The organism is Rhizobium sp. NLR8a (assembly GCF_019685235.1).
Classification (GTDB): domain Bacteria; phylum Pseudomonadota; class Alphaproteobacteria; order Rhizobiales; family Rhizobiaceae; genus Rhizobium.
In genome coordinates this window covers 91,255-111,991 of record NZ_JABDWI010000012.1, presented here as the reverse complement: position 1 = coordinate 111,991, position 20,737 = coordinate 91,255, and the positions used below count along the sequence as shown (strand labels likewise).

Annotated in this window: 23 protein-coding genes; 20 read left to right on the top strand and 3 right to left on the bottom strand. The window is 61.3% G+C overall.

Features of this window, described 5'->3' with window-relative positions:
- The 10 genes from HJC04_RS32120 to HJC04_RS22920 all read left to right on the top strand — a co-directional run bounded on the left by HJC04_RS32120 (nucleotide 1) and on the right by HJC04_RS22920 (nucleotide 7,778).
- Nucleotides 1-1,776, top strand: a complete 1,776-nt coding sequence (locus HJC04_RS32120) for an amino acid ABC transporter permease/ATP-binding protein (protein WP_221147225.1) — start codon at nucleotides 1-3, stop codon at nucleotides 1,774-1,776.
- 91 nt (nucleotides 1,777-1,867) lie between these two features.
- Nucleotides 1,868-2,812 (top strand): ABC transporter substrate-binding protein, encoded by a 945-nt coding sequence (locus HJC04_RS22960; protein ID WP_221147224.1) that lies wholly within the window; start codon nucleotides 1,868-1,870, stop codon nucleotides 2,810-2,812.
- Nucleotides 2,813-2,884: 72 nt separating this feature from the next.
- On the top strand, nucleotides 2,885-3,823 hold the full coding sequence (locus HJC04_RS22955; RefSeq protein WP_221147223.1) for an ABC transporter substrate-binding protein: 939 nt from the start codon (nucleotides 2,885-2,887) through the stop codon (nucleotides 3,821-3,823).
- Between the two features lie 15 nt (nucleotides 3,824-3,838).
- Nucleotides 3,839-4,873 carry an LLM class flavin-dependent oxidoreductase gene (locus tag HJC04_RS22950; protein ID WP_221147222.1) on the top strand — a complete coding sequence of 345 codons (1,035 nt, stop codon included), beginning with the start codon at nucleotides 3,839-3,841 and terminating at the stop codon, nucleotides 4,871-4,873.
- 67 nt (nucleotides 4,874-4,940) lie between these two features.
- Nucleotides 4,941-5,537 (top strand): 2-hydroxychromene-2-carboxylate isomerase, encoded by a 597-nt coding sequence (locus tag HJC04_RS22945; RefSeq protein WP_210633532.1) that lies wholly within the window; start codon nucleotides 4,941-4,943, stop codon nucleotides 5,535-5,537.
- A gap of 120 nt (nucleotides 5,538-5,657) precedes the next feature.
- Nucleotides 5,658-6,218 (top strand): FMN reductase, encoded by a 561-nt coding sequence (gene msuE / locus HJC04_RS22940; protein ID WP_210633533.1) that lies wholly within the window; start codon nucleotides 5,658-5,660, stop codon nucleotides 6,216-6,218.
- A 10-nt stretch (nucleotides 6,219-6,228) separates the two neighbouring features.
- Complete coding sequence (locus tag HJC04_RS22935; protein ID WP_210633534.1) at nucleotides 6,229-6,426, top strand: hypothetical protein; 198 nt, start codon at nucleotides 6,229-6,231, stop codon at nucleotides 6,424-6,426.
- 121 nt (nucleotides 6,427-6,547) lie between these two features.
- Nucleotides 6,548-6,718, top strand: a complete 171-nt coding sequence (locus tag HJC04_RS22930) for a hypothetical protein (RefSeq protein WP_210633535.1) — start codon at nucleotides 6,548-6,550, stop codon at nucleotides 6,716-6,718.
- A gap of 161 nt (nucleotides 6,719-6,879) precedes the next feature.
- Nucleotides 6,880-7,461 (top strand): alpha/beta hydrolase, encoded by a 582-nt coding sequence (locus HJC04_RS22925; RefSeq protein ID WP_210633536.1) that lies wholly within the window; start codon nucleotides 6,880-6,882, stop codon nucleotides 7,459-7,461.
- An 11-nt stretch (nucleotides 7,462-7,472) separates the two neighbouring features.
- Nucleotides 7,473-7,778 (top strand): hypothetical protein, encoded by a 306-nt coding sequence (locus HJC04_RS22920; protein WP_221147221.1) that lies wholly within the window; start codon nucleotides 7,473-7,475, stop codon nucleotides 7,776-7,778.
- A gap of 97 nt (nucleotides 7,779-7,875) precedes the next feature.
- On the opposite strand, the gene HJC04_RS22915 is transcribed toward HJC04_RS22920, so the two are convergent.
- From HJC04_RS22915 to tauA, 3 genes are read right to left on the bottom strand one after another with little or no spacing between them, the layout of a single operon-like run.
- Complete coding sequence (locus tag HJC04_RS22915; protein WP_221147220.1) at nucleotides 7,876-8,730, bottom strand: ABC transporter permease subunit; 855 nt, start codon at nucleotides 8,728-8,730, stop codon at nucleotides 7,876-7,878.
- A complete protein-coding gene (locus HJC04_RS22910; protein WP_210633539.1) occupies nucleotides 8,727-9,515 on the bottom strand; it encodes a taurine ABC transporter ATP-binding protein in 789 nt (262 codons plus the stop codon). Before HJC04_RS22910 ends, HJC04_RS22915 begins: the two co-directional genes overlap by 4 nt.
- 56 nt (nucleotides 9,516-9,571) lie before the next feature.
- Nucleotides 9,572-10,585, bottom strand: a complete 1,014-nt coding sequence (tauA, locus tag HJC04_RS22905; RefSeq protein ID WP_210633540.1) for a taurine ABC transporter substrate-binding protein — start codon at nucleotides 10,583-10,585, stop codon at nucleotides 9,572-9,574.
- A 201-nt stretch (nucleotides 10,586-10,786) separates the two neighbouring features.
- On the opposite strand from tauA, the gene HJC04_RS22900 reads away from it, so the two are divergent.
- The 10 genes from HJC04_RS22900 (at nucleotide 10,787) to HJC04_RS22855 (ending at nucleotide 20,736) form a co-directional block, all read left to right on the top strand.
- A complete protein-coding gene (locus HJC04_RS22900) occupies nucleotides 10,787-12,157 on the top strand; it encodes an FAD/NAD(P)-binding protein (protein WP_221147219.1) in 1,371 nt (456 codons plus the stop codon).
- Nucleotides 12,158-12,292: 135 nt separating this feature from the next.
- The gene (locus HJC04_RS22895; protein WP_221147218.1) at nucleotides 12,293-12,988 is read left to right on the top strand and encodes a GntR family transcriptional regulator; all 696 of its coding nucleotides are present in this window, start codon (nucleotides 12,293-12,295) and stop codon (nucleotides 12,986-12,988) included.
- A 474-nt stretch (nucleotides 12,989-13,462) separates the two neighbouring features.
- Nucleotides 13,463-14,065: an amino acid synthesis family protein gene (locus HJC04_RS22890; protein ID WP_210633224.1), complete on the top strand. Its 603-nt coding sequence runs from the start codon at nucleotides 13,463-13,465 to the stop codon at nucleotides 14,063-14,065.
- A 15-nt stretch (nucleotides 14,066-14,080) separates the two neighbouring features.
- The gene (locus tag HJC04_RS22885) at nucleotides 14,081-14,926 is read left to right on the top strand and encodes an alpha/beta fold hydrolase (RefSeq protein ID WP_221147217.1); all 846 of its coding nucleotides are present in this window, start codon (nucleotides 14,081-14,083) and stop codon (nucleotides 14,924-14,926) included.
- On the top strand, nucleotides 14,923-15,858 hold the full coding sequence (locus HJC04_RS22880; RefSeq protein ID WP_221147216.1) for a flavin reductase family protein: 936 nt from the start codon (nucleotides 14,923-14,925) through the stop codon (nucleotides 15,856-15,858). Before HJC04_RS22885 ends, HJC04_RS22880 begins: the two co-directional genes overlap by 4 nt.
- On the top strand, nucleotides 15,855-16,895 hold the full coding sequence (locus tag HJC04_RS22875) for an LLM class flavin-dependent oxidoreductase (protein ID WP_221147215.1): 1,041 nt from the start codon (nucleotides 15,855-15,857) through the stop codon (nucleotides 16,893-16,895). The genes HJC04_RS22880 and HJC04_RS22875 overlap by 4 nt, the downstream gene beginning before the upstream one ends.
- Nucleotides 16,896-16,899: 4 nt before the next feature.
- Nucleotides 16,900-18,363 (top strand): aldehyde dehydrogenase, encoded by a 1,464-nt coding sequence (locus HJC04_RS22870; protein WP_221147214.1) that lies wholly within the window; start codon nucleotides 16,900-16,902, stop codon nucleotides 18,361-18,363.
- Nucleotides 18,364-18,368: 5 nt separating this feature from the next.
- Complete coding sequence (locus tag HJC04_RS22865) at nucleotides 18,369-18,692, top strand: NIPSNAP family protein (RefSeq protein WP_210633229.1); 324 nt, start codon at nucleotides 18,369-18,371, stop codon at nucleotides 18,690-18,692.
- A 48-nt stretch (nucleotides 18,693-18,740) separates the two neighbouring features.
- Nucleotides 18,741-19,751, top strand: a complete 1,011-nt coding sequence (locus HJC04_RS22860; protein WP_221147213.1) for an ABC transporter substrate-binding protein — start codon at nucleotides 18,741-18,743, stop codon at nucleotides 19,749-19,751.
- Nucleotides 19,752-19,863: 112 nt separating this feature from the next.
- On the top strand, nucleotides 19,864-20,736 hold the full coding sequence (locus tag HJC04_RS22855; RefSeq protein ID WP_221147212.1) for an ABC transporter permease: 873 nt from the start codon (nucleotides 19,864-19,866) through the stop codon (nucleotides 20,734-20,736).
- The last annotated feature ends 1 nt before the right edge of the window (nucleotide 20,737 follow it).

The window sequence follows — 20,737 nt, the reverse complement described above, 5'->3', positions numbered from 1 at the left end:
ATGGCACTGACGACGGATTTTGCAGGCCTCGAGCCCGCCAGCGGGACGGCAGAACCGAGGCAGGACACTTCCCGTTACCGCATCGTGCCGGCCCGCCATCCCGAGCGGCTGGCGGGTACGATATTCGCCGCTGTCGTCATCGTCGCGGTGCTCTATTCCACCTTCACCAATCCGCGTTGGGGTTGGGGCGTCTTTGCCGAATGGTTCTTTGCCGAACCAGTGCTCGTCGGCCTTGGCAGGACATTGATCCTGACCGCGCTCGCCGCCGTTTCCGGCTCCATCCTCGGAACGGCTCTGGCGCTCGCCCGTGTTTCCAAGTCGCCGCTGCTATCAGGCCTTTCCTGGGGCTATATCTGGCTGCTGCGCTCGATCCCCATGATCGTGCTGCTCTTGATCTTGAACAATCTCGGCTACCTCTACGAAACGATCAGGATTGGGGTTCCCTTCACCGACACTGTCTTGTTCAGCTATCCCACCGTGCAACTGCTGACGCCTTTTGCCGCTGCGTACCTTGGCCTCACGCTCAACCAGTCGGCGTTTTTCGCCGAGATCGTCCGCGGCGGCATTCTGTCGGTGGATCATGGGCAGCTGGAGGCCGCAGCCGCGCTCGGTCTGCCGCGCCGCCGCCAGGCTTTCCGCATCGTGCTACCACAGGCCATGCGCTCCATCCTGCCGACCGGTTTCAACGAGCTCATCGGATTGGCAAAAAGCACATCCATGGTTTACGTGCTGGCGCTGCCGGAGCTCTTTTACACGGTCCAGGTCATCTACCGCCGCAATCTCGAAGTCATTCCGCTGCTGATGGTCGCGACGGTCTGGTATCTGATCATCATGACCGTGCTCTCGGTCGCCCAGCACTATATCGAGCGCTATTTCTCCAGGGGCGCCGTGCGCAATCCGACGCCGCTGCCCTTCCAGGCATTCCTGGAGCGCTTCCGCCGTCCGCTGCCGGCCCTCGATAATACGACCGACAGAGCACGCAATCTCGGGTTCCATGACTCGACGGCACTGCGGACAGGCGGTGCGGTGCGCATCCACGCTATCTCCAAAAGTTTCGGATCGTTGAAGGTGCTCGATGGTGTCGAGCTCAACCTGGCGGCGGGCAGCGTGACGACCCTCCTGGGCCCTTCCGGTTCGGGAAAATCGACTCTGCTGCGCTCTATCAACCATCTGGAACGTGTCGACGAGGGTTTCATCTCCGTCGACGGCGACTTCGTCGGCTACAGCAGGAAAGGAGATACGCTCTATGAGCTCAAGGAAAAGGATATCCTCAAGCGCCGCGCCGATATCGGCATGGTTTTCCAGAGCTTCAACCTCTTCCCGCATCTGACCGTTCTCGAAAACCTCATCGAGGCACCGATCCAGGTTCGCGGCATCGGCCGCGAGGAAGCCGTGCAATTGGCGCGGGAACTCCTCGCCCGTATCGGCCTCAGCGACAAGATCAACGCCTATCCGCGCCAGCTCTCCGGTGGCCAGCAGCAGCGCGTGGCGATCGCCCGGGCATTGGCGCTCCGCCCCAAGGTGCTGCTCTTCGACGAGCCGACCTCCGCGCTCGATCCCGAACTCGTCGGCGAAGTGCTCGATGTCATCAAGGAACTGGCCCGCACCGGCACGACGCTCGTCATCGTCACCCATGAAATCGGTTTCGCCCGCGAGGTCGCCGACACCGTCGTCTTCATGGAAAGCGGCCGTATCCTGGAGGCTGGCCCTCCGGCCCGGATCTTTACGCAAGCGGAACATCCTCGAACACGCGAATTCCTCGCCAAGGTTCTCTAGCGCCGACAACGCTGGTGAAATGCCGGGCCGCGACGGGCTGCTCCGGTCGAATGACAACAATCACAACCTTAAGATGAAGTGGAGAATGGGCATGACATTTACAAATAGAGCAAGGCTTCTGATAGCGGGAGCCGTCACTATTGCGGCGGTCGTTTTCGGTTCCGCTCAGGCGCAGCAGAAGTTCGATCTCAGTCCCGAACAGCCGAACCGGCTGCGGGTGGAAAAGAACGAGAAGCGCATCGCCGAAATCAAGGACTTCAAGTTCGTCGAAAAGGGCGTCTTCACTGTCGGCATCAGCACAAGCGGCAATCTGCCGCTGCACGACTACGCCTCCGATTCCAAGACCGTCATCGGCTATGACGTCGATCTCGCGCAGGCGATTGCCGGCAGCCTTGGCCTGAAGCTTAACCTCGTGTCTGTCGCATGGGCCGATTGGCCGCTCGGGCTCACCTCCGGCAAGTTCGACGCGGTAATCTCGAACGTGACGGTCACGGAAGAGCGCAAGGAGAAATTCGATTTCTCGACCTACCGCAAGGATGAGCTCGGTTTCTACGTCAGGGCCGATAATCCGATCAGCTCGATCAAGCAGCCTAAGGATATTGCCGGTCTGAAGGTCATCACCGATGCCGGCACCAACCAGGAGAAGATCCTGCTGGAATGGGATCGGCAGAATGTCGCGGCCGGCCTGAAGCCGATCGAGGTGCAATATTACGACGATGACGCGGTCAAGGATCTTGCCGTCCAGTCTGGCAGGGCCGACGCCGTCTTCAGCGTCAACGCGACGCAGGCCTATTCAGCGGGGATCAACGGCAAGACCAAGCTCGTCGGCACGGTCAGCGGCGGTTGGCCGATCACCGCCGAGATTGCCGTCACCACACGCAAGGGCAGCGGACTTGCCGCACCCGTGACCAATGTCGTCAATGATCTAATCGCCAGCGGCGCCTATAAGAAAATCCTCGATGCCTGGAATCTCGGCCCCGAGGCGATCGACAAGGCGCAGACCAACCCGCCCGGCCTGCCGAAGAGCGGTTCATAACGTTCACTTGACGGACCGGCATGTGGGCCGGTCCGTCTCCTGCTTTTCGATGCAAACGGAGACATATCGACCGTGACGACCTTTCCCGCGATCCGCACCTTCTTCTACGCAGCGCTGACGGCTGCCTTAACCGGCTTCGGTGCAGCCCAAGCGGCAGGGGAATTCGACCTCAGCCCGCAGCAGCCGGGCCGGCTTCATGCCGCCAGGAACGATGCGGCGATCGCTGCGATCCCGAAGGATTTCAAGTTCGTTACACCTGGCAAGTTCACCATCGCCGTCAGCCCCAGCGGGCCTCCGCTTGCCACCTATGCCACCGACGCCAAGACAGTGGTCGGGGCCGATCCCGATTATGCCTATGCCGTCGCCGACAGTCTTGGCCTGACGCTGGAGATCGTTCCGGTCGCCTGGATCGACTGGCCGCTCGGTCTGACTTCGGGCAAATACGATGCCGTCATCTCCAATGTCGGCGTCACCGAGCAGCGCAAGGAGAAGTTCGATTTCTCCACCTATCGCCAGGGCCTGCACGGCTTCTTCGTGAGATCTGACAGCTCCATCTCCTCGATCAAGGAGCCGAAGGACGCGGCGGGCCTCAGGATCATCGTCGGCGCCGGCACCAACCAGGAGCGCATCCTGGTGAAGTGGAGCGAAGAGGACGTCGCCGCCGGCCTGAAGCCGATCGAACTGCAATATTACGATGACGAGGCGGCAAGCCTTCTCGCGCTTCGTTCCGGCCGGGCCGACGTCATCGTCCAGCCGCATGCCCAGCTCGTCTTCATCGCCGCGCGTGACAAGAACATCAAGCGGGTCGGCACGTTGAGCGCCGGCTGGCCGGATCGTTCCGATGTCGCGATCGCCACCCGCAAGGGAAGCGGCCTGGCGGACGCGCTGACAATCGCCACCAATGGCCTGATCGAGGATGGTACTTACAAGCGGATACTCGAACACTGGCATCTTTCCGAGGAAGCCCTACCGGCATCAGAGACCAATCCGCCCGGCCTGCCGAAATATTGATCCGGAAAGCATGACATGAGCGGCCGCAATATATCGATAAGCCATATCGGCTTCCTCACGCCCGGAAACTATCCCGATGACGATCCGCTGTCGGGATTGGAGCAGACGCTCCAGCAACTGCAGTATGGCGAGGAACTGGGCTTCGACAGCGCCTGGGTCCGCCAGCGGCATCTGGAGCCGGGGATTTCTTCGGCCAGCGCCTTCCTGGCGGCGGCGACGCAGCGCACCAGCCGGATCGAGCTCGGAACCGCGGTCATTCCGATCGGTTATGAAAGCCCCTACCGGCTGGCCGAAGACCTTGCCACAGTCGATGTTCTCTCGCGCGGGCGGCTGAACATCGGCGTCAGCGCCGGCCGGCCGCTGCATGCCGAGCTGATTGGCCCGCTGGCCTTCGACGGAGACTGGACGAGCTATGATTTGTCGCACGCGCGGGTGCTGCGCTTTGCCGACAATCTGCGCGGCAGCTATCTCGGCGACGAGCAGACCTTCATCAAGACGCCCTTTGGTCCGCAGCGGCCGCGTCTGCAGCCCTTTGCCAGGGGCCTGGTCGACCGCATCTGGTATGGCGGCGGGTCGCAGCATTCGGCCGAATGGGCCGGCCACAACGGTTTCAACCTCTTGACGGGGAATGTGATAACCGGGGAGGGGACGGATGACTTCTTCGTCGCCCAGTCCCGGCTGATCGATACTTATCGTGCCTGCGGAACCGCGCGCCGGATCGCACTCGGCCGCGTTATCGTGCCTCTCGACAGCGCCGATGCGGCAACGCGCCGCCGCTACCGCGATTATACCGATGGCCGGCACGAGCGGACGCTTTCGCCGCAGGGCGAGCGGCGTACCTTGTTCGCCCGCGATATCGTTGGCACGTCGGAGGAGATATTGGAGCGGCTTTTTTCCGATCCGATCCTGCCCGAAGTCAGCGAGCTGAGGCTGGAACTTCCTTACGAATTCGAGCACGAGCAATATCGCCAAATCCTCCACGACTTCGTGGCAACAATCGCACCCGAGCTCGGATGGAAAGCGCAATCCGGAACTCGGGCCGCTTCCTAAATCTCGCCAGACCGACGATCTGCGCCATTCGATGGCTGAACATTCACTTTACGAGGAACATTCATCAGTGACCAAAACGGTAGAATATTTCTTTTCGATCGGCTCGCCCTGGTCATACATTGGATTCAACGCCTTTACCGAGCTGGCGGCGCAGAACGACGTCCTCATCACGCCCTATTTGACGACAGTGGTCGAAGAAAACGGCGGCATTTTTTCGCGCAACCGCCCGGAAATCCGCCGCGCCTACTGGATTCGGGATCTCAAACGCTGGGCCCGTGTGCGCGGCAAGCAACTGTGGCTCGAGCACCGCCCCGAGCTCAGCGACCCAACACCGGCGTCCCTCTTCGTGATCGCCGCCTATCTCGACGGGCAGGATTGGGTCGGCGTGGCCCGTGCTCTGCAGCATGCCTTCTGGAGCGAGGCGAAGGATATAGGCAAGGCGGATGTGCGGGAGGCGATCGTGAACGCCGCCGGTTTCGACGGCGCCGCACTGCTCAGGCGCCAAGCCGACGACGATGTTCAGAACAAATGGTCGGCCGACCGCGTGCATGCGCGCGACAGCGGCGTCTTCGGCTTTCCGACCTACGTCCATGACGGCGAGATCTACTGGGGACAGGACAATCTGCCCTTCCTCGAACGTCATCTGCGCGGCGACAGGCCTTAGGCGCAATCAACCGGGCGAAGACGAATATTTTTTCACCCCGGCGAGCAAGGAGAGACGCCCATTCCTTTAATCTATCAATTTTATAGACAATAGTTGAAGCAATCACAGAGAGGAAAACTGATGTCAGGTTTCAAACTCGTCGGCATTGCTGGCAGCTTCAATCGTCCATCGAAGACACTGGCCCTCGTCCGGTATGTCGCCGAACGCGCAAGTGATCGATACGGCTTTACGAGCAAGACCTATGATCTCAATGATGTCGGTCCCTCACTGGGAAGCTCCTTATGGCGCAAAGACCTCGATGAGCAGGCGAGGCGCGTCCTCGACGAGATCGTGCATGCCGATGCCCTGATTATCGGCTCGCCGACCTACAAAGGCTCCTATCCCGGCCACTTCAAGCACCTCATCGATCTGATCGACCCGCACGAATTGCGGGCGAAGCCGATCATCATCACGGCGACCGGCGGCGGCGACCGGCATGCGCTGATGGTCGAGCATCAGCTTCGACCGCTGTTCGGGTTTTTCATGGCCCATACGCTGCCGACGGCCGTCTACGCCTCCGATCGCGATTTTATCGACTACGGGGTGTCGTCGGATGCGCTTTCGAACCGCATCGGCGAAGTGGTCGGGGAATTGGCGGCTTTCTTCCCCGAGGTAAAGCCGGCACTGGCGGCGGCCGAATAGGGTGGCCGCCATGCTCCGATCTCAGAAGGCGGCGCCGGACGATGCGGAAAGGCCCGAAGCGGGCGAGCAGATGTGGAGTGTCTTCGAATTCGCTCGGCGCTATCGCCTCGCCAAGCGGGAAGAGAACCGTCTGCTGATGCTCTATGGACCGAGCGCACCGCTTGGCGATCTTCTCGCCAACGCGCGACGTCATTCGCTGATTTCCTGATGCAGTTCGCCCAAAAGTGCGCAGCGGTTTTGGCATTACGACATCAAAGGCGCTCCGCATAAATCCGATTTGATGCGATGCGCTTTCGCCCGAGAACATCAGTTCCAGACAGGAGATTCGCATGAAGTTTGATTTCCACTTCTGGCTGAAGCTCGCGATCGGCCGCTTCCTTGATCCGAAGCCAGCGCGAAAGTTTCAAAACGAATTGCTCATCCGCGACGAAGAGCGCGACCGGTCTGCACGCGAATACGAACTTCATTATTGGGGCGCTACACCCGGCCATTGGTATTGAGGAGGTGGTATGATGGCAATCGTCATCGAGACCGGCCTCCGCCGGCACGCTGCTGTAAGAGCAACGGGAAGCCTTATGTCGCGATTCCGGCATGCGGTCGGGGTCTGCACGATAGCGGGCTCATTCACATTTCTGTTCGCGCTGGTGATCGGGTTGATTCGATGAGTGATGTGCTCATTCTTCCCGGCCTGTTCGGTTCGGCTGAAGGACATTGGCAACAGCACTGGCTGCAGGACCAGCCGGGCAGTCGTTGCGTTACCCAGGACGATTGGGACCATCCGAACCTTGACCGCTGGCTGCTTCGACTGGAAAGTGCGCTCGAAGAGGCTGGCGAGGCCTATCTCGTTGCCCATAGTCTCGGATGCCTGCTGGCCGCCCGGCTCGCCGGACGGAGCGCGGCGCGCCGCGTGAAAGGGGCCTTGCTTGTTGCGCCATGCGACTTGGCGGTCACGGAAATTCTGCATCCGGGGCATATCTCGTTCGGCGAGATGCCGACAGCGCCTTTGCCTTTTCCTTCCGTCGTCATCGGCAGCATGAATGATGCTTACATGGCCGTCGACCGGTTGACCCTGTTCGGCCGCCTGTGGAACGCCGAGACCAGGAATATCGGCCTTGCCGGACATATCAACATCGCGAGCGGCTTCGGCCGTTGGCGCAACGGTTACCGGCTGCTGGAAGGCTTGAAGACGCAGGCGCGGGGTCGACATAATATCGCTTCCGCGTCGCCGGCCTTTGCGATGTGAATGGAGCCGGAATGTCCGATATCGTCGCCGATCTCCTGCGCCTGAGCGAAGATCCCAATGCCGACCCGAGAAGCAGGCGCCGGCAGACGATGGAGCGGCTGGTGCATGCGCTCCTTCGCATGACCGATAGCCAGGTTGGACCGGAAGATGCGCACAGCCGCCAGTCACTCCTCCATCTGACGACGATCATCCGCGACATGACCACAAGGATCGCCGAGGCCGATGCGACATTCTCGGCGATTGTGAGGGAGGCGGCGATGCTGATACGCAGCCTGGAGCGTCGTCGAACCGATGCGGCCAGGTTTACGGTGCATTGAGACTGAGCGCGCCGTGCGTCTTTTCGGACGCACAAAGAATGCTGCTAACTCCCTGACTCTCCGCGTCGTAAATTGAAGGAGCCGCTGAATTGCCCGCTCAAAGCTTGCCTTTCCACGGAACGAGGAAGGCCTCGAGGAAGCGGATGGCGGCCGAAAATGTGAAGGCGCAGATCGCGATGATGGCGATGCCGACAAACACGACGTCAGTTGCCAGGAACTGCGAAGCCGACATGATCATGAAGCCGATGCCGCGGGTGGAGGCGATCAGTTCGGCCGCAACCAGCGTGCTCCAGCCGACACCGAGCGCGATGCGGATGCCGGTGAGGATCTCGGGCAGGGCCGAGGGCAGGACAATGTCCAGGAAGAGCTGCAGCCGGCTTGCTCCGAGCGAACGGGCGGCATTGACGCGCTCGATCGGCAACGACCGAACGCCGGCCTGAGCCGAGAGGCAGATCGGTGCGAACATCGCAAGCACCAGGAGCGTGATCTTCGACGTCTCTCCGATGCCGAGCCAGATGATCATCAGCGGCAAGTAGGAAAGGGGCGGAAGCGGCCAGTAGAATTCGATCGGCGCGTCGAGCACGCCTTTTGCCCAGCGGTTAAGCCCCATGAGCAAGCCGAGCGGAATGCCGGCGGAGATTGCGATGAGGGCGGCGACCACGATGCGAAACAGGCTCGCAGAGACATGCTCGAAGAGCGATGCCCCGGCATAACCGTCATGATAGATGACGCCGATCTGCGTCAGCACCTCGTCCGGGCGCGGCAGAAACAGGTGCGGAACGACGCCTAGCGCGGCGACGAACCACCACAGCAGCAATATGGCGAGGGCCGTGGCGACGCTGATGGCCACCGTCGATTTCTCGCCTGCGCCGAAGGCGGCCATTTTTACCAGCTTGACCTGGCGATCCTCGGTGTGAGCCGCAATCGGCGGAGCCTGTGTTATATCGCTCATGCGACGCTCCTCAAATCTTCGTTGCTGTGGAGAATGGCGCGTATCTGCTGGCGCAACTCGGCAAATTCTGGCGAGGCCTTGATCGAGCGGGCATCTCCTGTTTCGGCAAAGCGTGTGACGAAGTCGAGGTCGAAGCGGGCGACGACGCGCCCCGGCCGAGGCGACATGACGAGCACCTGCGTGCCGAGGAACAGAGCCTCTTCGATCGAATGGGTGATGAAGAAAACTTTCTTTGCCGTCTTGTTCCAGACGGAAACCAGCAATTCCTGCATCTGCTCGCGCGTCAAGCTGTCGAGCGCGCCGAACGGTTCGTCCATCAGCAGGATGTCGGGATTGGTGGCCAGAGCCCGCGCGATGCCGACGCGCTGACGCATGCCGCCCGACAATTCGTAGGGAAAGGCGCTGGCGAACTCGTGGAGACCGACGAGCCGGAGCAGCTCCAGCGCCTGCGCTTGCCGCTCCTTCCGGCCTACGCCGGCGAATTTTAGCCCGAGCGCGACATTGTCGACGACTGACTTCCAAGGCAGCAGCGAGTCCTTCTGGAAGACGACGCCGCGGTCGGCGCCCGGACGTTCAACGCTGCGGCCATCGAGCGTGATCCGGCCATCCGAAAGCGGAAGAAAGCCGGCAATCGCGTTAAGAAGGGTCGACTTACCGCAGCCCGAGGCTCCGAGTGCGACGACAAAACCGCGTTCGGGAATATCGAAAGACACGCGATCGAGCGCGTGAACGGTCCGCCCGTCGCGGGCGGAGAAGAAAACGCTGGCGTGATCGACTTTGAGCATAGGGGAACTCGCGCGTTAGGCGCCGGCGCGGCAAGCCGCGCCGGCGCCGGGGAGGATCAGTTTGTGGCGCCGGCGAGCGCGTCGACGGTGACGAAGCTGCCGTAATTGTCCAGCACGCCGGACACCTTGCCCTGCTCCTTCAGGAAGGATGCCGTGTCCTTGAGGATCTTGCCGGCCCCCGCCTTTTCTCCGCCGCCGAGCCAGGCGTCCGATGCCTGGACTTCGGGCGTAAGAAGCGTCAGGTTCTTCAGGGCCGAGGCCTGCTGCTCGGGCGTTCCGCCGAGAAGCTTGGCGAGTGACTTGGCATTGTCGCTGTCGGGACCCCAGGCGGCTTTGTCCGCCGCGAAGGATGCGTAGTATTTGGTGACGACCGAAGCGAAGCTCTTGAGGAAATCCGGATTGTCGGCGGCGAACTTCGAGGTCGCAACCCAGGCGGAAAAGGTCGGTGCACCCTTGTCCGCCACGTCCTTGGAGGTCACAAGGACCTTGCCGTTCTTTTTCAACTCTGTCAGCGCCGGATCCCAGACGAAGCCGCCGTCGATATCGCCGCGATTATAGCTGGCAACGATTTCCGGCTGGGGGATGGCGAAGACCTGGACGTCTTTTTCGGTCAGGCCCAGCGATTTGATCAGCGCCAGCAGCTGATAGTGATCCGTCGACACGGGCGCGGCGGCAAGCTTCTTGCCCTTCAGATCGTTCAGGCTTTCGATGCCGGAGCCGTTACGGACGACAAGAGCCTCGTCGATCCCCGAGATGGACGCCAAGTAGAAGGCTTTGACCTCGAGCCCGCGTGATACCGCGGCCGCGAACGGGCTGGAGCCGACATAGCCGACCTGGACATCGCCCGAGGCAACGGCGGCAAAGATCTCAGCGCCCGAATTGAACCTGCGGAAGTCGATATCGTATCCCGTCGTCTTGGCAAATTCACCATTGGCGATCGCGACCGATGACGGTAGCGCATCAGTTTGATAGCCGACGACGACCTTCTTGTCGGCCGCTTCAGCGACGACAGCCGTTGCAAGAGTTCCGACGCCGACGGCGATCGCGGCAATGAAATTTCTGAAATTCATCTTGAGCCCCTTTGTTCAGGGCCACATCCGGCCCTTGATCTCACCCTCAAAAGGGTAATGGTTGAGAACGGGCTAGCGGGAGGAATAACAAACTATATTTATAGACTATGGAGACATTTGTTTTCGTGATTCTGCTGCTTGCGCGGTCCCCGGAACGGGTGAGCGGCAGGAGCCAAGGTGCAGACCCTCAGGGAGAATGCGTTGATATACGATGTTATCGTGGTCGGTTCTGGGTTTTCGGCGATAGCCGTAACCTGTAATCTCATCGAGCAGCTTCCAGCTTCGGCGACGGTTGCCGTCGTTGGCGACGATCCCGGCTTCGGCCGCGGGACGGCGTACCGGACGGAACTCTATCTTCATCGTCTCAACGTGCCCGCGGGCCGGATGAGCCTGATGCCGCATCAGCCCGACGACTTTGTCGACTGGTTGAAAAATCGCGGACGGAGGCTGCAGGCCGGCGATTTCGCTTCGCGCAGCGATTACGGCCTGTATGTCAGGGATACGCTCGCGCAGCTGCTTCGGAAGCGGGACGGCCGCTGTCGGGTTGATTTCATCCGGGCCAAGGCAGCGGGATGCGTGGAACGTTGCAACAGCACTCTGGCCTTCCATCTCGGCACTGGCGACGAGATTGCCGGCAGGAACGTGGTGCTCTGCCTTGGCGTCGGCAACGCCAACCTGCCCATCGATCCGGCTGGCGTGCCACTGTCGGCGCGATCGCGGATAATCGAGAACCCGTGGCGGCTCTCCTGGCTGAGACGTGTCGCATCGTCCGATACGGTCTGCATCCTCGGTTCCGGCCTGACGATGATCGATCAGGTTCTGGCTCTGCGCGCTCACGGCCATAGAGGCAGGATCGACGTGCTTTCGCGCCGCGGGCTTGCGCCGCTCGGGCATGCGAGGAAACTGCCCGCGCCTCTGAAGATCGATGTTGAGGCGCTTCCCGGTACGATCAGCGGCATATTGAAGTGCTTGCGGGAAAAGGGCAGGTCGGTCGACGACTGGCGGAGCGTGATGGATGGCCTGAGGCCTCAAACGCAGGCTCTCTGGCAACGGCTTTCCAGCAAGGAACGGGCCCGTTTCCTCAGGCATGCGCTTCCCTGGTGGAACATCCACCGTCACCGCGTCGCGCCTGACGTGTTCGACAGGTTCGACCAACTTGTCTCGGAGGGAACCGTTCGATTCCACGCCGGTTTCCTGAAATCGCTCGAGGCCGAGAAGGGCAGGCTCGTTGCCGGATACAGGGTCAGAGCGACACGCGATCTCGCCGCAATCAAGGCGGATTGGGTGATCAACTGCACGGGAATGGAGCGCGCCGGGATCAGCCATTCACCGTTTTTGAAGGAAATGAGCCGGTCTCAGCTGATCGCCGCCGATCCTCTCGGCCTCGGCATTCAGGTGGATGCCGCTTCCGAGGTCATAGGGCCATCCCGGATCTCGCCTGTCCGGCTGTTTGCGGTGGGAGCCTTGACGGCGGGACAATTCTGGGAAATTACGGCCGTCCCCGACATCCGGGTGCAGGCCAAGGCCGTGGTCGAAGAGATCGTCGCGCAGCGGCCGGCGGCCGAGTCATAGACCGGCTATCCCCAGTGGTCGGTTCGGTGCTTGTTGAATTGACAGCCGCCGACAGCTACAGTGCGTGGTACGCCATAATACGATTTCGAATTCGGCTGCCGCAGCGTGTGAAGCCGGTCAACACTGAGGTGCAGAATGAGCGGCGCTCTGAAGGACGCAACAATCAGGGTCGAGCGTCCTGCAAAGACATTGCGGGAATTGGCGCTCGACAAGGTCCGGGAAGCCATCGTGAACGGCTATTTTCGTCCAGGAGATCGGCTTGTCGAACGTGACCTCTGCGCCCAACTCGGCGTCAGCCGGACTGTCGTGCGCGAGGTTCTGAGACACCTGGAATCGGAAGGGCTCGTCGCCAATCTGCCGAACAAGGGACCGATAGTCGCCCAACTCGGCATCGAGGAAGCCAAGCAGATCTATGAGATCCGCGGTGCTCTCGAGGGCATGGCGGCGCGGCTCTGCGCGGAGCACAGCAGCCCCCAGATCGTCGCGGCGCTGGAAGAATCTCTGAACGAAATACGCAACAGCTATCGCGACAACGATATGGCGGGAGTGCTGACCAACACCTCTTCCTTCTATCAGACGCTGTTCACGATGGTTGACAGGCACGTTGCCTGGGGTGTCGTCAATCTCCTCACCGTGCGCATAAACCACTTGCGCTCGATGACGATTAAAACGGAGAGGCGCGGCATTGAAGGGCCGGCGCAGATGGCGAAGATCGTCGACGCCATCCGTCGCGGCGACGGCGAGGGGGCTTACCGGGCGGCGATGGATCATGTCGCTGCCGCGAGCGCGATTGCTGAAGCGGTGCTGTCGGCCAAAAAGGCAGCCGAGTAAACCCTGCAACCGCCGCAGCTTCCATTGGAAGCGGGCGAAGCATTCGCATCATCGATTTCTATCAGCATACGTGGTCAAGATGCCGGAGGGCCCACACTCCCGCTTGACACCCAGTTTGCCTGATGTGATGGTATGCCATAATAAATAATATGGCGTTGGCATGAGCTTGGATCCTTCCGGCTTTCAGCCTCCTTCAAAGCCGTGGGCCGCCATGCGCAGGGGCTGTGTCAGCTGACAACAATTGACAGGAACGAAGAGATCATTGGGACTAAGCGACGTTAGTGCGCCCCGAAGTTGTCAGCCAAGTAAATGCCTTGGTGGCCTATGGGGATAAGGCTGGCGAAGCGGTAATCTATTGTTTTTTGCGAATATCCTGAAAGGCGCTTGTCTCTGTCGAGGCCGCGCGCACAGCGAACTTGACAGTCCGATACTATGGTATACCATAATACAAACTAAACGAGATTGAGGTATTCGATGGCCATTCAAATTCGCAAGACGGGACTGCAGATCGAAACGACGCTGATCGAAGGCGGCAAGGCCGCGGCCGTGCCGCTGAAGCTGTTTTCGGCCTACGCTGTCGTGAAGAACCCCTGGGCAGGGCAGGGCTTCGTCGAAGATCTCAAACCCGAAATTCATGCGGGCGCTCCGGTGCTTGGCGAATTGCTGACCAAGATGATCATCGATGCCGTCGGATCGGGTGAGGCTGTCGAAGCCTATGGAAAGTCGGCCCTCGTCGGCCTGGATGGCGAAATCGAACATGCGTCCGCGCTCATCCACACGCTGCGTTTCGGCAATTTCTATCGCCAGGCCGTCGGCGCCAAGTCCTATCTCGCCTTCTGCAATACCCGCGGCCCTGCCAACGCGCCGATCATGATCCCGCTGATGGACAAGAATGACGAAGGCCGCCGCTCGCATTATTTGACCATCCAGACGTCGATCCCCGACGCGCCTGCCGCCGACGAGATTGTCGTGGCTCTCGGCGCTTCGGTGGGCGGACGTCCGCATCACCGCATTGGCGACCGCTACCAGGATCTGAAAGACCTGGGGCAGGACGTCGCCAATCCTGCGGGCGTTTGAGGGAGCGCGTCTCAGATGCTGACAGCCGGATCGACCAAAGGCACCGCTGCAGCAACGAGCGCCGCTGGTGCCTTGCCTCGAAAGAGGACGGCAAGCGGAACAGCCTATCACGAGGCCGGCAGCGGGGAACCACTAGTTCTGATCCATGGCGTCGGCATGCGGCTCGAGGCTTGGGCGCCGCAAATCGCCGTTCTGTCGGCTGGCCATCGCGTCATCGCTGTCGACATGCCGGGACACGGCGAGAGCGCGAAGCTGCCGGCGGGCAGCCGCCTCGAGGAATTCGTCGCCTGGTTCGGGCGTTTTCTCGACGAGATGGCGATCGACACGGCGAGTGTCGCCGGACATTCTATGGGGGCGTTGATCTCCGGCGGGGCGGCGGCGACCTTGGGCGAGCGAATCGGCCGTGTCGCTTACCTCAACGGCGTCTACAGGCGCGATCCGGAAGCGAAGGCGGCCGTCCTTGCGCGGGCTGCCGCCATTCCGGTGACGGGCGTCGACAAGGAAGGCCCGCTGGCGCGCTGGTTCGGCGACGACCCGGACAGCCTCATTGCGCGCGAATTGACACGGGAGTGGCTGAACCTCGTCGATCCGGAAGGCTATGCCGTCGCTTACGCCGCCTTCGCCGGAGGCGACGAGACCTATGCCGATCGCTGGAAAGACGTCCGCGGTCCGGCCTTGTTTCTGACGGGATCGGATGATCCCAACTCGACGCCTCTGATGGCATCGCAGATGGCGGCGCTTGCACCCAAGGGCTGGGCTCGCATCGTCAAAGGTCATCGTCACATGGTGAACCTGACCGCGCCTGATATCGTCAATTCGCTGCTCGCCGAGTGGCTATCGTTCGGGGAGGATGAACGATGACAATCCAGACTGTCGATCCACGAGCATTGCGAGATGCATTCGGGGCTTTTCCGACCGGCGTGACCGTCGTCACCGCCTGCGACGGGGAGGGGAATCCGATCGGCTTCACGGCGAATTCATTCACCTCAGTCTCCCTCAACCCGCCCTTGCTTCTCGTCTGCCTCGCCAAGACCTCGCGCAATTTTGCCACCATGACCGGCGCGCAGCATTTCGCGATCAATGTGCTGTCGGAAACGCAGAAGGAGGTGTCGAACACTTTTGCGCGTCCTGTTGAAGACAGGTTTGCGGCGGTCGAATGGGACAAGGGATCGGCGGGTTGCCCGATCTTCTCGAACGTCGCCGCTTGGTTCGAATGCACGATGGAAGAGGTCATCGAGGCTGGCGACCACGTCATTCTGATGGGACGCATCGAATCCTTCGACAATAGCGGCCGCAACGGTCTCGGTTATGCCCGTGGCGGCTACTTCACTCCGACGCTCGCAAGCAAGGCGGTTTCCGCCGCGGCCGAAGGCAATATCGAACTTGCAGCCGTCGTCGAACGCCGCGGCGAGGTTTTGCTCCTCGGCGACGACGTGCTCGCTCTCCCGAGCATCGATGCCCATGACGGCAACCCGACCGAGGCGCTGGAAAAATATCTGGAGGCTCTCACCGGGCTGAAGGTCAGCATCGGCTTTCTCTATTCGGTTTACGAAGGCAAGAGCGATGGCAAGCAGCATATCGTCTACCACGCTGTCGCAGGCGATGGGGAGCCGGCGAGCGGCAGGTTCGTAAAGCCTGATGCACTGGCTGCCGTAAAGTTCAAGACCAGCTCGACCGCCGATATCGTCAACCGTTTTGCCATGGAAAGCTCGATCGGCAATTTCGGCGTCTATTTCGGCGACGAGACCGGCGGCAAAGTTCATCCCATTCCAGCCAAGGGCGCAAAAGCATGAAGTTCTCCCTCTTCGTCCATATGGAACGGCTCGACGCCAGCCAGAGCCATAAGAGCCTCTACGACGAATTCGTCGCGCTCTGTGAGATCGCCGACAAGGGCGGCATGCATGCGATCTGGACGGGTGAGCACCATGGCATGGATTTCACCATCGCGCCCAACCCCTTCGTGACCATTGCCGATCTTGCACGCCGCACGTCGCGAGCAAGGCTCGGGACGGGGACGGTAATCGCCCCCTTCTGGCATCCGATCAAGCTTGCCGGCGAGGCAGCCATGACCGACATCATCTGCGACGGCAGGCTCGATATCGGCATTGCGCGCGGCGCCTATTCCTTCGAATACGAGCGGTTGCTGCCGGGTCTCGACGCCTGGGGTGCCGGCCAGCGCATGCGCGAGCTCATCCCGGCGGTCAAGGGCATATGGGCCGGTGACTACGCCCATGACGGGGAGTTCTTCAAGTTCCCCGCGACCACGTCGGCGCCGAAGCCGCTGCAGCAGCCGAACCCGCCGATCTGGGTGGCGGCGCGCGATCCGAATTCGCACGAATTCGCCGTCGCCAACGGCTGCAACGTTCAGGTCACGCCGCTCTGGCAGGGTGACGACGAGGTTCAGTCGCTGATGGACCGCTTCAACGATGCCTGCGCCAAGAATCCCCATGTCGAGCGGCCGAAGATCATGCTGCTGCGCCACACCTATGTCGGCTCTTCGGAAGAAGACGTCGCCGAGGCGGCCCATGAACTGAGCGTCTACTACAACTACTTCTTCGCCTGGTTCAAGAATGAGAAGCCGGTGACCCAAGGCCTGATCGAACGGATCCCGGACGAGCAGATCCGAGCGAACGCCATGCTGTCGGATCAGGTCATGCGCATCAACAATGTCGTTGGCGACGCCGAGACCGTCATCAGCAGACTCAAGGCCTATGAAGCCCTCGGCTACGACGAATATTCCTTCTGGATCGACACCGGCATGAGTTTCGAGCGCAAGAAGGCGTCGCTCGAACGCTTCATCGCCGAGGTCATGCCGGCATTTCAGGAGTAGGGCCATGCGGCGTTTCCAGCATTATATCGACGGCGAATTCTCGGATGGCGAAGCGAGCTATCCGAGCATCGATCCGGCCACCGGTGCGGTCTGGGCTGAAATGCCCGAAGCGCGCGAGGGCGATGTCGATCGGGCGGTGAACGCTGCCGAGAGGGCGCTCTACGAAGGCCCCTGGGCGAAGATGACGGCCACGCAGCGCGGCAAGCTGCTCTATAAGCTCGCCGACCTCGTTGCCGCCAATGCGCAGGTCCTCGCGGAACTGGAAACACGCGACACCGGCAAGATCATCCGCGAAACATCCGCGCAGATCGCCTATGTCGCCGAATATTATCGCTACTACGCCGGCGTATCAGACAAGATCGAGGGTTCCTACCTGCCGATCGACAAGCCCGACATGGATGTCTGGCTTCGCCGCGAGCCGATCGGCGTCGTTGCCATGGTCGTGCCGTGGAACAGCCAGCTCTTCCTGTCGGCTGTCAAGATCGGACCGGCGCTCGCTGCCGGCTGCACGATGGTTGTGAAGGCGTCGGAAGACGGGCCGGCGCCGCTTCTCGAATTTGCCCGCCTCGTGCACGAAGCAGGCTTTCCCGCCGGCGTCGTCAACATCATCACCGGTTTCGGCGCCTCCTGCGGTGCGGCACTCGGCCGTCACCCGAAGGTCGCCCACGTCGCCTTTACCGGCGGTCCCGAGACCGCCCGGCACGTCGTTCGCAACTCGGCCGAAAACCTCGCCTCCACCTCGCTTGAACTCGGCGGCAAATCGCCCTTCATCGTCTTCGCCGACGCCGATCTCGAAAGTGCCGCCAATGCCCAGGTCGCAGGCATCTTCGCGGCGACAGGCCAGAGCTGCGTTGCCGGATCGCGCCTCATCGTCGAACGCAACATCAAGGACAGATTCGTCGCGCTGCTGCGGGAGAAGGCTGAGGCGATCCGGATCGGGCCGCCGCTCGACATGACGACGGAGGTCGGCCCGCTTGCCACCCGGCGCCAGCAGGACAATATCGGTGCACTCGTTACCAAGTCGGTCGAAAGCGGCGCCCGTCTTGTCACCGGCGGACGCAAGATCGATGGTGAAGGCTTTTACTTCGCCCCGACGATTCTCGATTGCGATGATGTCGCTTCGCCCTCGCTGATCGAGGAATTTTTCGGCCCGGTCCTCTCCGTCGTCTCGTTCGAGACCGAGGCAGAGGCGCTGCGGCTTGCCAACGACACCCGCTACGGCCTGGCCTCCGGCCTCTTCACCCAGAACCTCACCCGGGCGCACCGGCTGATGAAGGACATCCGCGCCGGCATCGTCTGGGTCAATACCTACCGCGCCGTATCGCCGATTGCGCCCTTCGGGGGCTTCGGCCTGTCGGGCCACGGCCGGGAAGGCGGCATGGCCGCAGCCCTCGATTATACCCGCACCAAGACGATCTGGCTGAGGACGTCCGACGATCCGATCCCCGATCCTTTCGTGATGAGGTGACGCCGATGTTTTACGAGATCCGCACCTATCGGCTGAAGAACGGCGCGATCCCGCAATATCTCAAGGTCGTCGAGGAAGAGGGGATCGAAATCCAGAAGAGCCATCTCGGCCGGCTCGTCGGCTATTTCTTTTCGGAGATCGGGACGATCAACGAAATCGTTCACATCTGGGCGTTTACAAGCCTGGACGACCGGGAGGCGAGACGCCAACGGCTTCTGGCCGATCCCCGCTGGCAGGCCTTCCTGCCCAAGATCCGCGATCTCATCGAGGTGGCGGAAAACAAGATTATGAAGCCAGCAAGCTTTTCTCCCAGGGGCGAGGCGCACTGACGGCATAAGGCATACCCGTAGGACAAACCAGAACAGGGATAAGGGAACATGAAAACAACATTTGCTTTTGCGGCGGTTGCCGCATTCGTGGCGGTCTCCGCCCCGGCCAAGGCCGACAGCCTGGTTTTCTCGAGCTGGGGGGGAACGACCCAGGACGCACAGAAGGCCGCTTGGGCAAGCCCCTTCACCGAAAAAACCGGCATCACCGTCGTGCAGGACGGGCCGACGGATTACGGTAAACTCAAGGCGATGGTCGAGGCCGGCGAAGTTAACTGGGATGTCGTCGATGTCGAAGGCGATTATGCCGCCCAGGCCGGCAAGAACGGCCAGCTCGAGAAGCTCGACTTCTCCGTTATCGACAAATCCAAGCTCGATCCGCGTTTCGTCACCGATTATTCGGTCGGCAGCTTCTATTATTCCTTCGTCATAGGCTGCAATGCCGATGCGGTCAAAGCCTGCCCGAAGACATGGGCCGACCTGTTCGACACGGCGAAATTCCCGGGCAAGCGCACCTTCTACAAGTGGTCGGCGCCGGGTGTGATCGAAGCCGCGCTGCTTGCCGACGGCGTGCCTGCGGACAAGCTTTATCCGCTCGATCTCGACCGTGCCTTCAAGAAGCTCGATACGATCAAGTCCGATATCATCTGGTGGTCGGGCGGCGCCCAGTCGCAGCAACTCCTGGCCTCCGCAGAGGCGCCCTTCGGCAGTGTCTGGAACGGCCGCATGACGGCGCTTGCGGCGACCGGCATCAAGGTGGAGACCTCCTGGGAGCAGAACATCACCGCTGCGGATGCGCTCGTCGTGCCGAAGGGCGCGCCGAATGCCGAGGCTGCGATGAAATTCATCGCGCTGGCGACCTCCGCCGAACCGCAGGCCGCCTTGGCAAAGGCCACGGGATATGCGCCGATCAATGTCGAGTCGGCCAAGCTGATGGATCCTGAAACCGCCAAGACCCTGCCGGACCAACAGACCGCAAGCCAGGTCAATGCCGATATGAATTACTGGGCCGATAATCGCGATGCCATCGGCGAGAAGTGGTACGCCTGGCAGGCGAAATAAGCTGGAATGGCATAGCAACGGGCACGGCGATTGTTCGCCGTGCCTCCCGCAGCGTCGGCGCCGGTCATCGGACCTCGCCGCCAGCGGAAACTGACGGGTGGGAAGGACTGTCATGTCGACATATAGCGATGCCTCTGGCGCGATTATGCCTCTGCCGAAGGAGCGCAGGGCAACAGGTTTTGGCGGGGTCGTTCCGGCTCTGGCCTTCGTGGGAATCTTTTTCGTGGTTCCGGTGGTGGTCCTGCTGCTGCGAAGCGTAATGGAACCCGTCCCGGGTCTGGGCAATTATGCGCAACTGATCGGGTCGGCGACCTATCTCAAGATTTTCGCAAATACGTTCATCGTCTCCGGTTTCGTCACGGTCATTTCGCTTTTGATCGGTTTTCCCGTCGCCTGGGCGCTGGCGATCATGCCCGGTCGCCTGACGTCGGTGATCTTTGCGATCCTGCTCTTGTCGATGTGGACCAATCTGCTGGCTCGCACCTATGCCTGGATGGTGCTGTTGCAGCGGACCGGCCTGATCAACAAGATGCTGATGGGAATGGGCCTGGTCGACCAGCCGCTCGCACTCGTCAACAATCTCACAGGCGTGACGATCGGCATGACCTATATCATGCTGCCTTTCATCATCCTTCCGCTCTACGGTGTGATCAAGAAAATCGACCCGTCGATCCTGCAGGCGGCAGCCCTTTGCGGCGCCAACCGCTGGCAGTGCCTGACCCGCGTTCTGCTGCCCTTGGCGATGCCCGGCATGGCGGCCGGCGCCCTCATGGTCTTCGTGATGTCGCTCGGCTATTTCGTTACGCCTTCGCTTCTCGGCGGTACCGCCAACATGATGCTCGCGGAGCTGATCGCGCAGTTCGTGCAGTCGCTGGTCAACTGGGGAATGGGCGGTGCGGCGGCGCTGGTGCTGCTCGTGGTGACACTGTCGCTCTATGCCGTGCAGCTGCGGTTCTTCGGCAGCCAGAACCCGGGAGGGCGTTGAT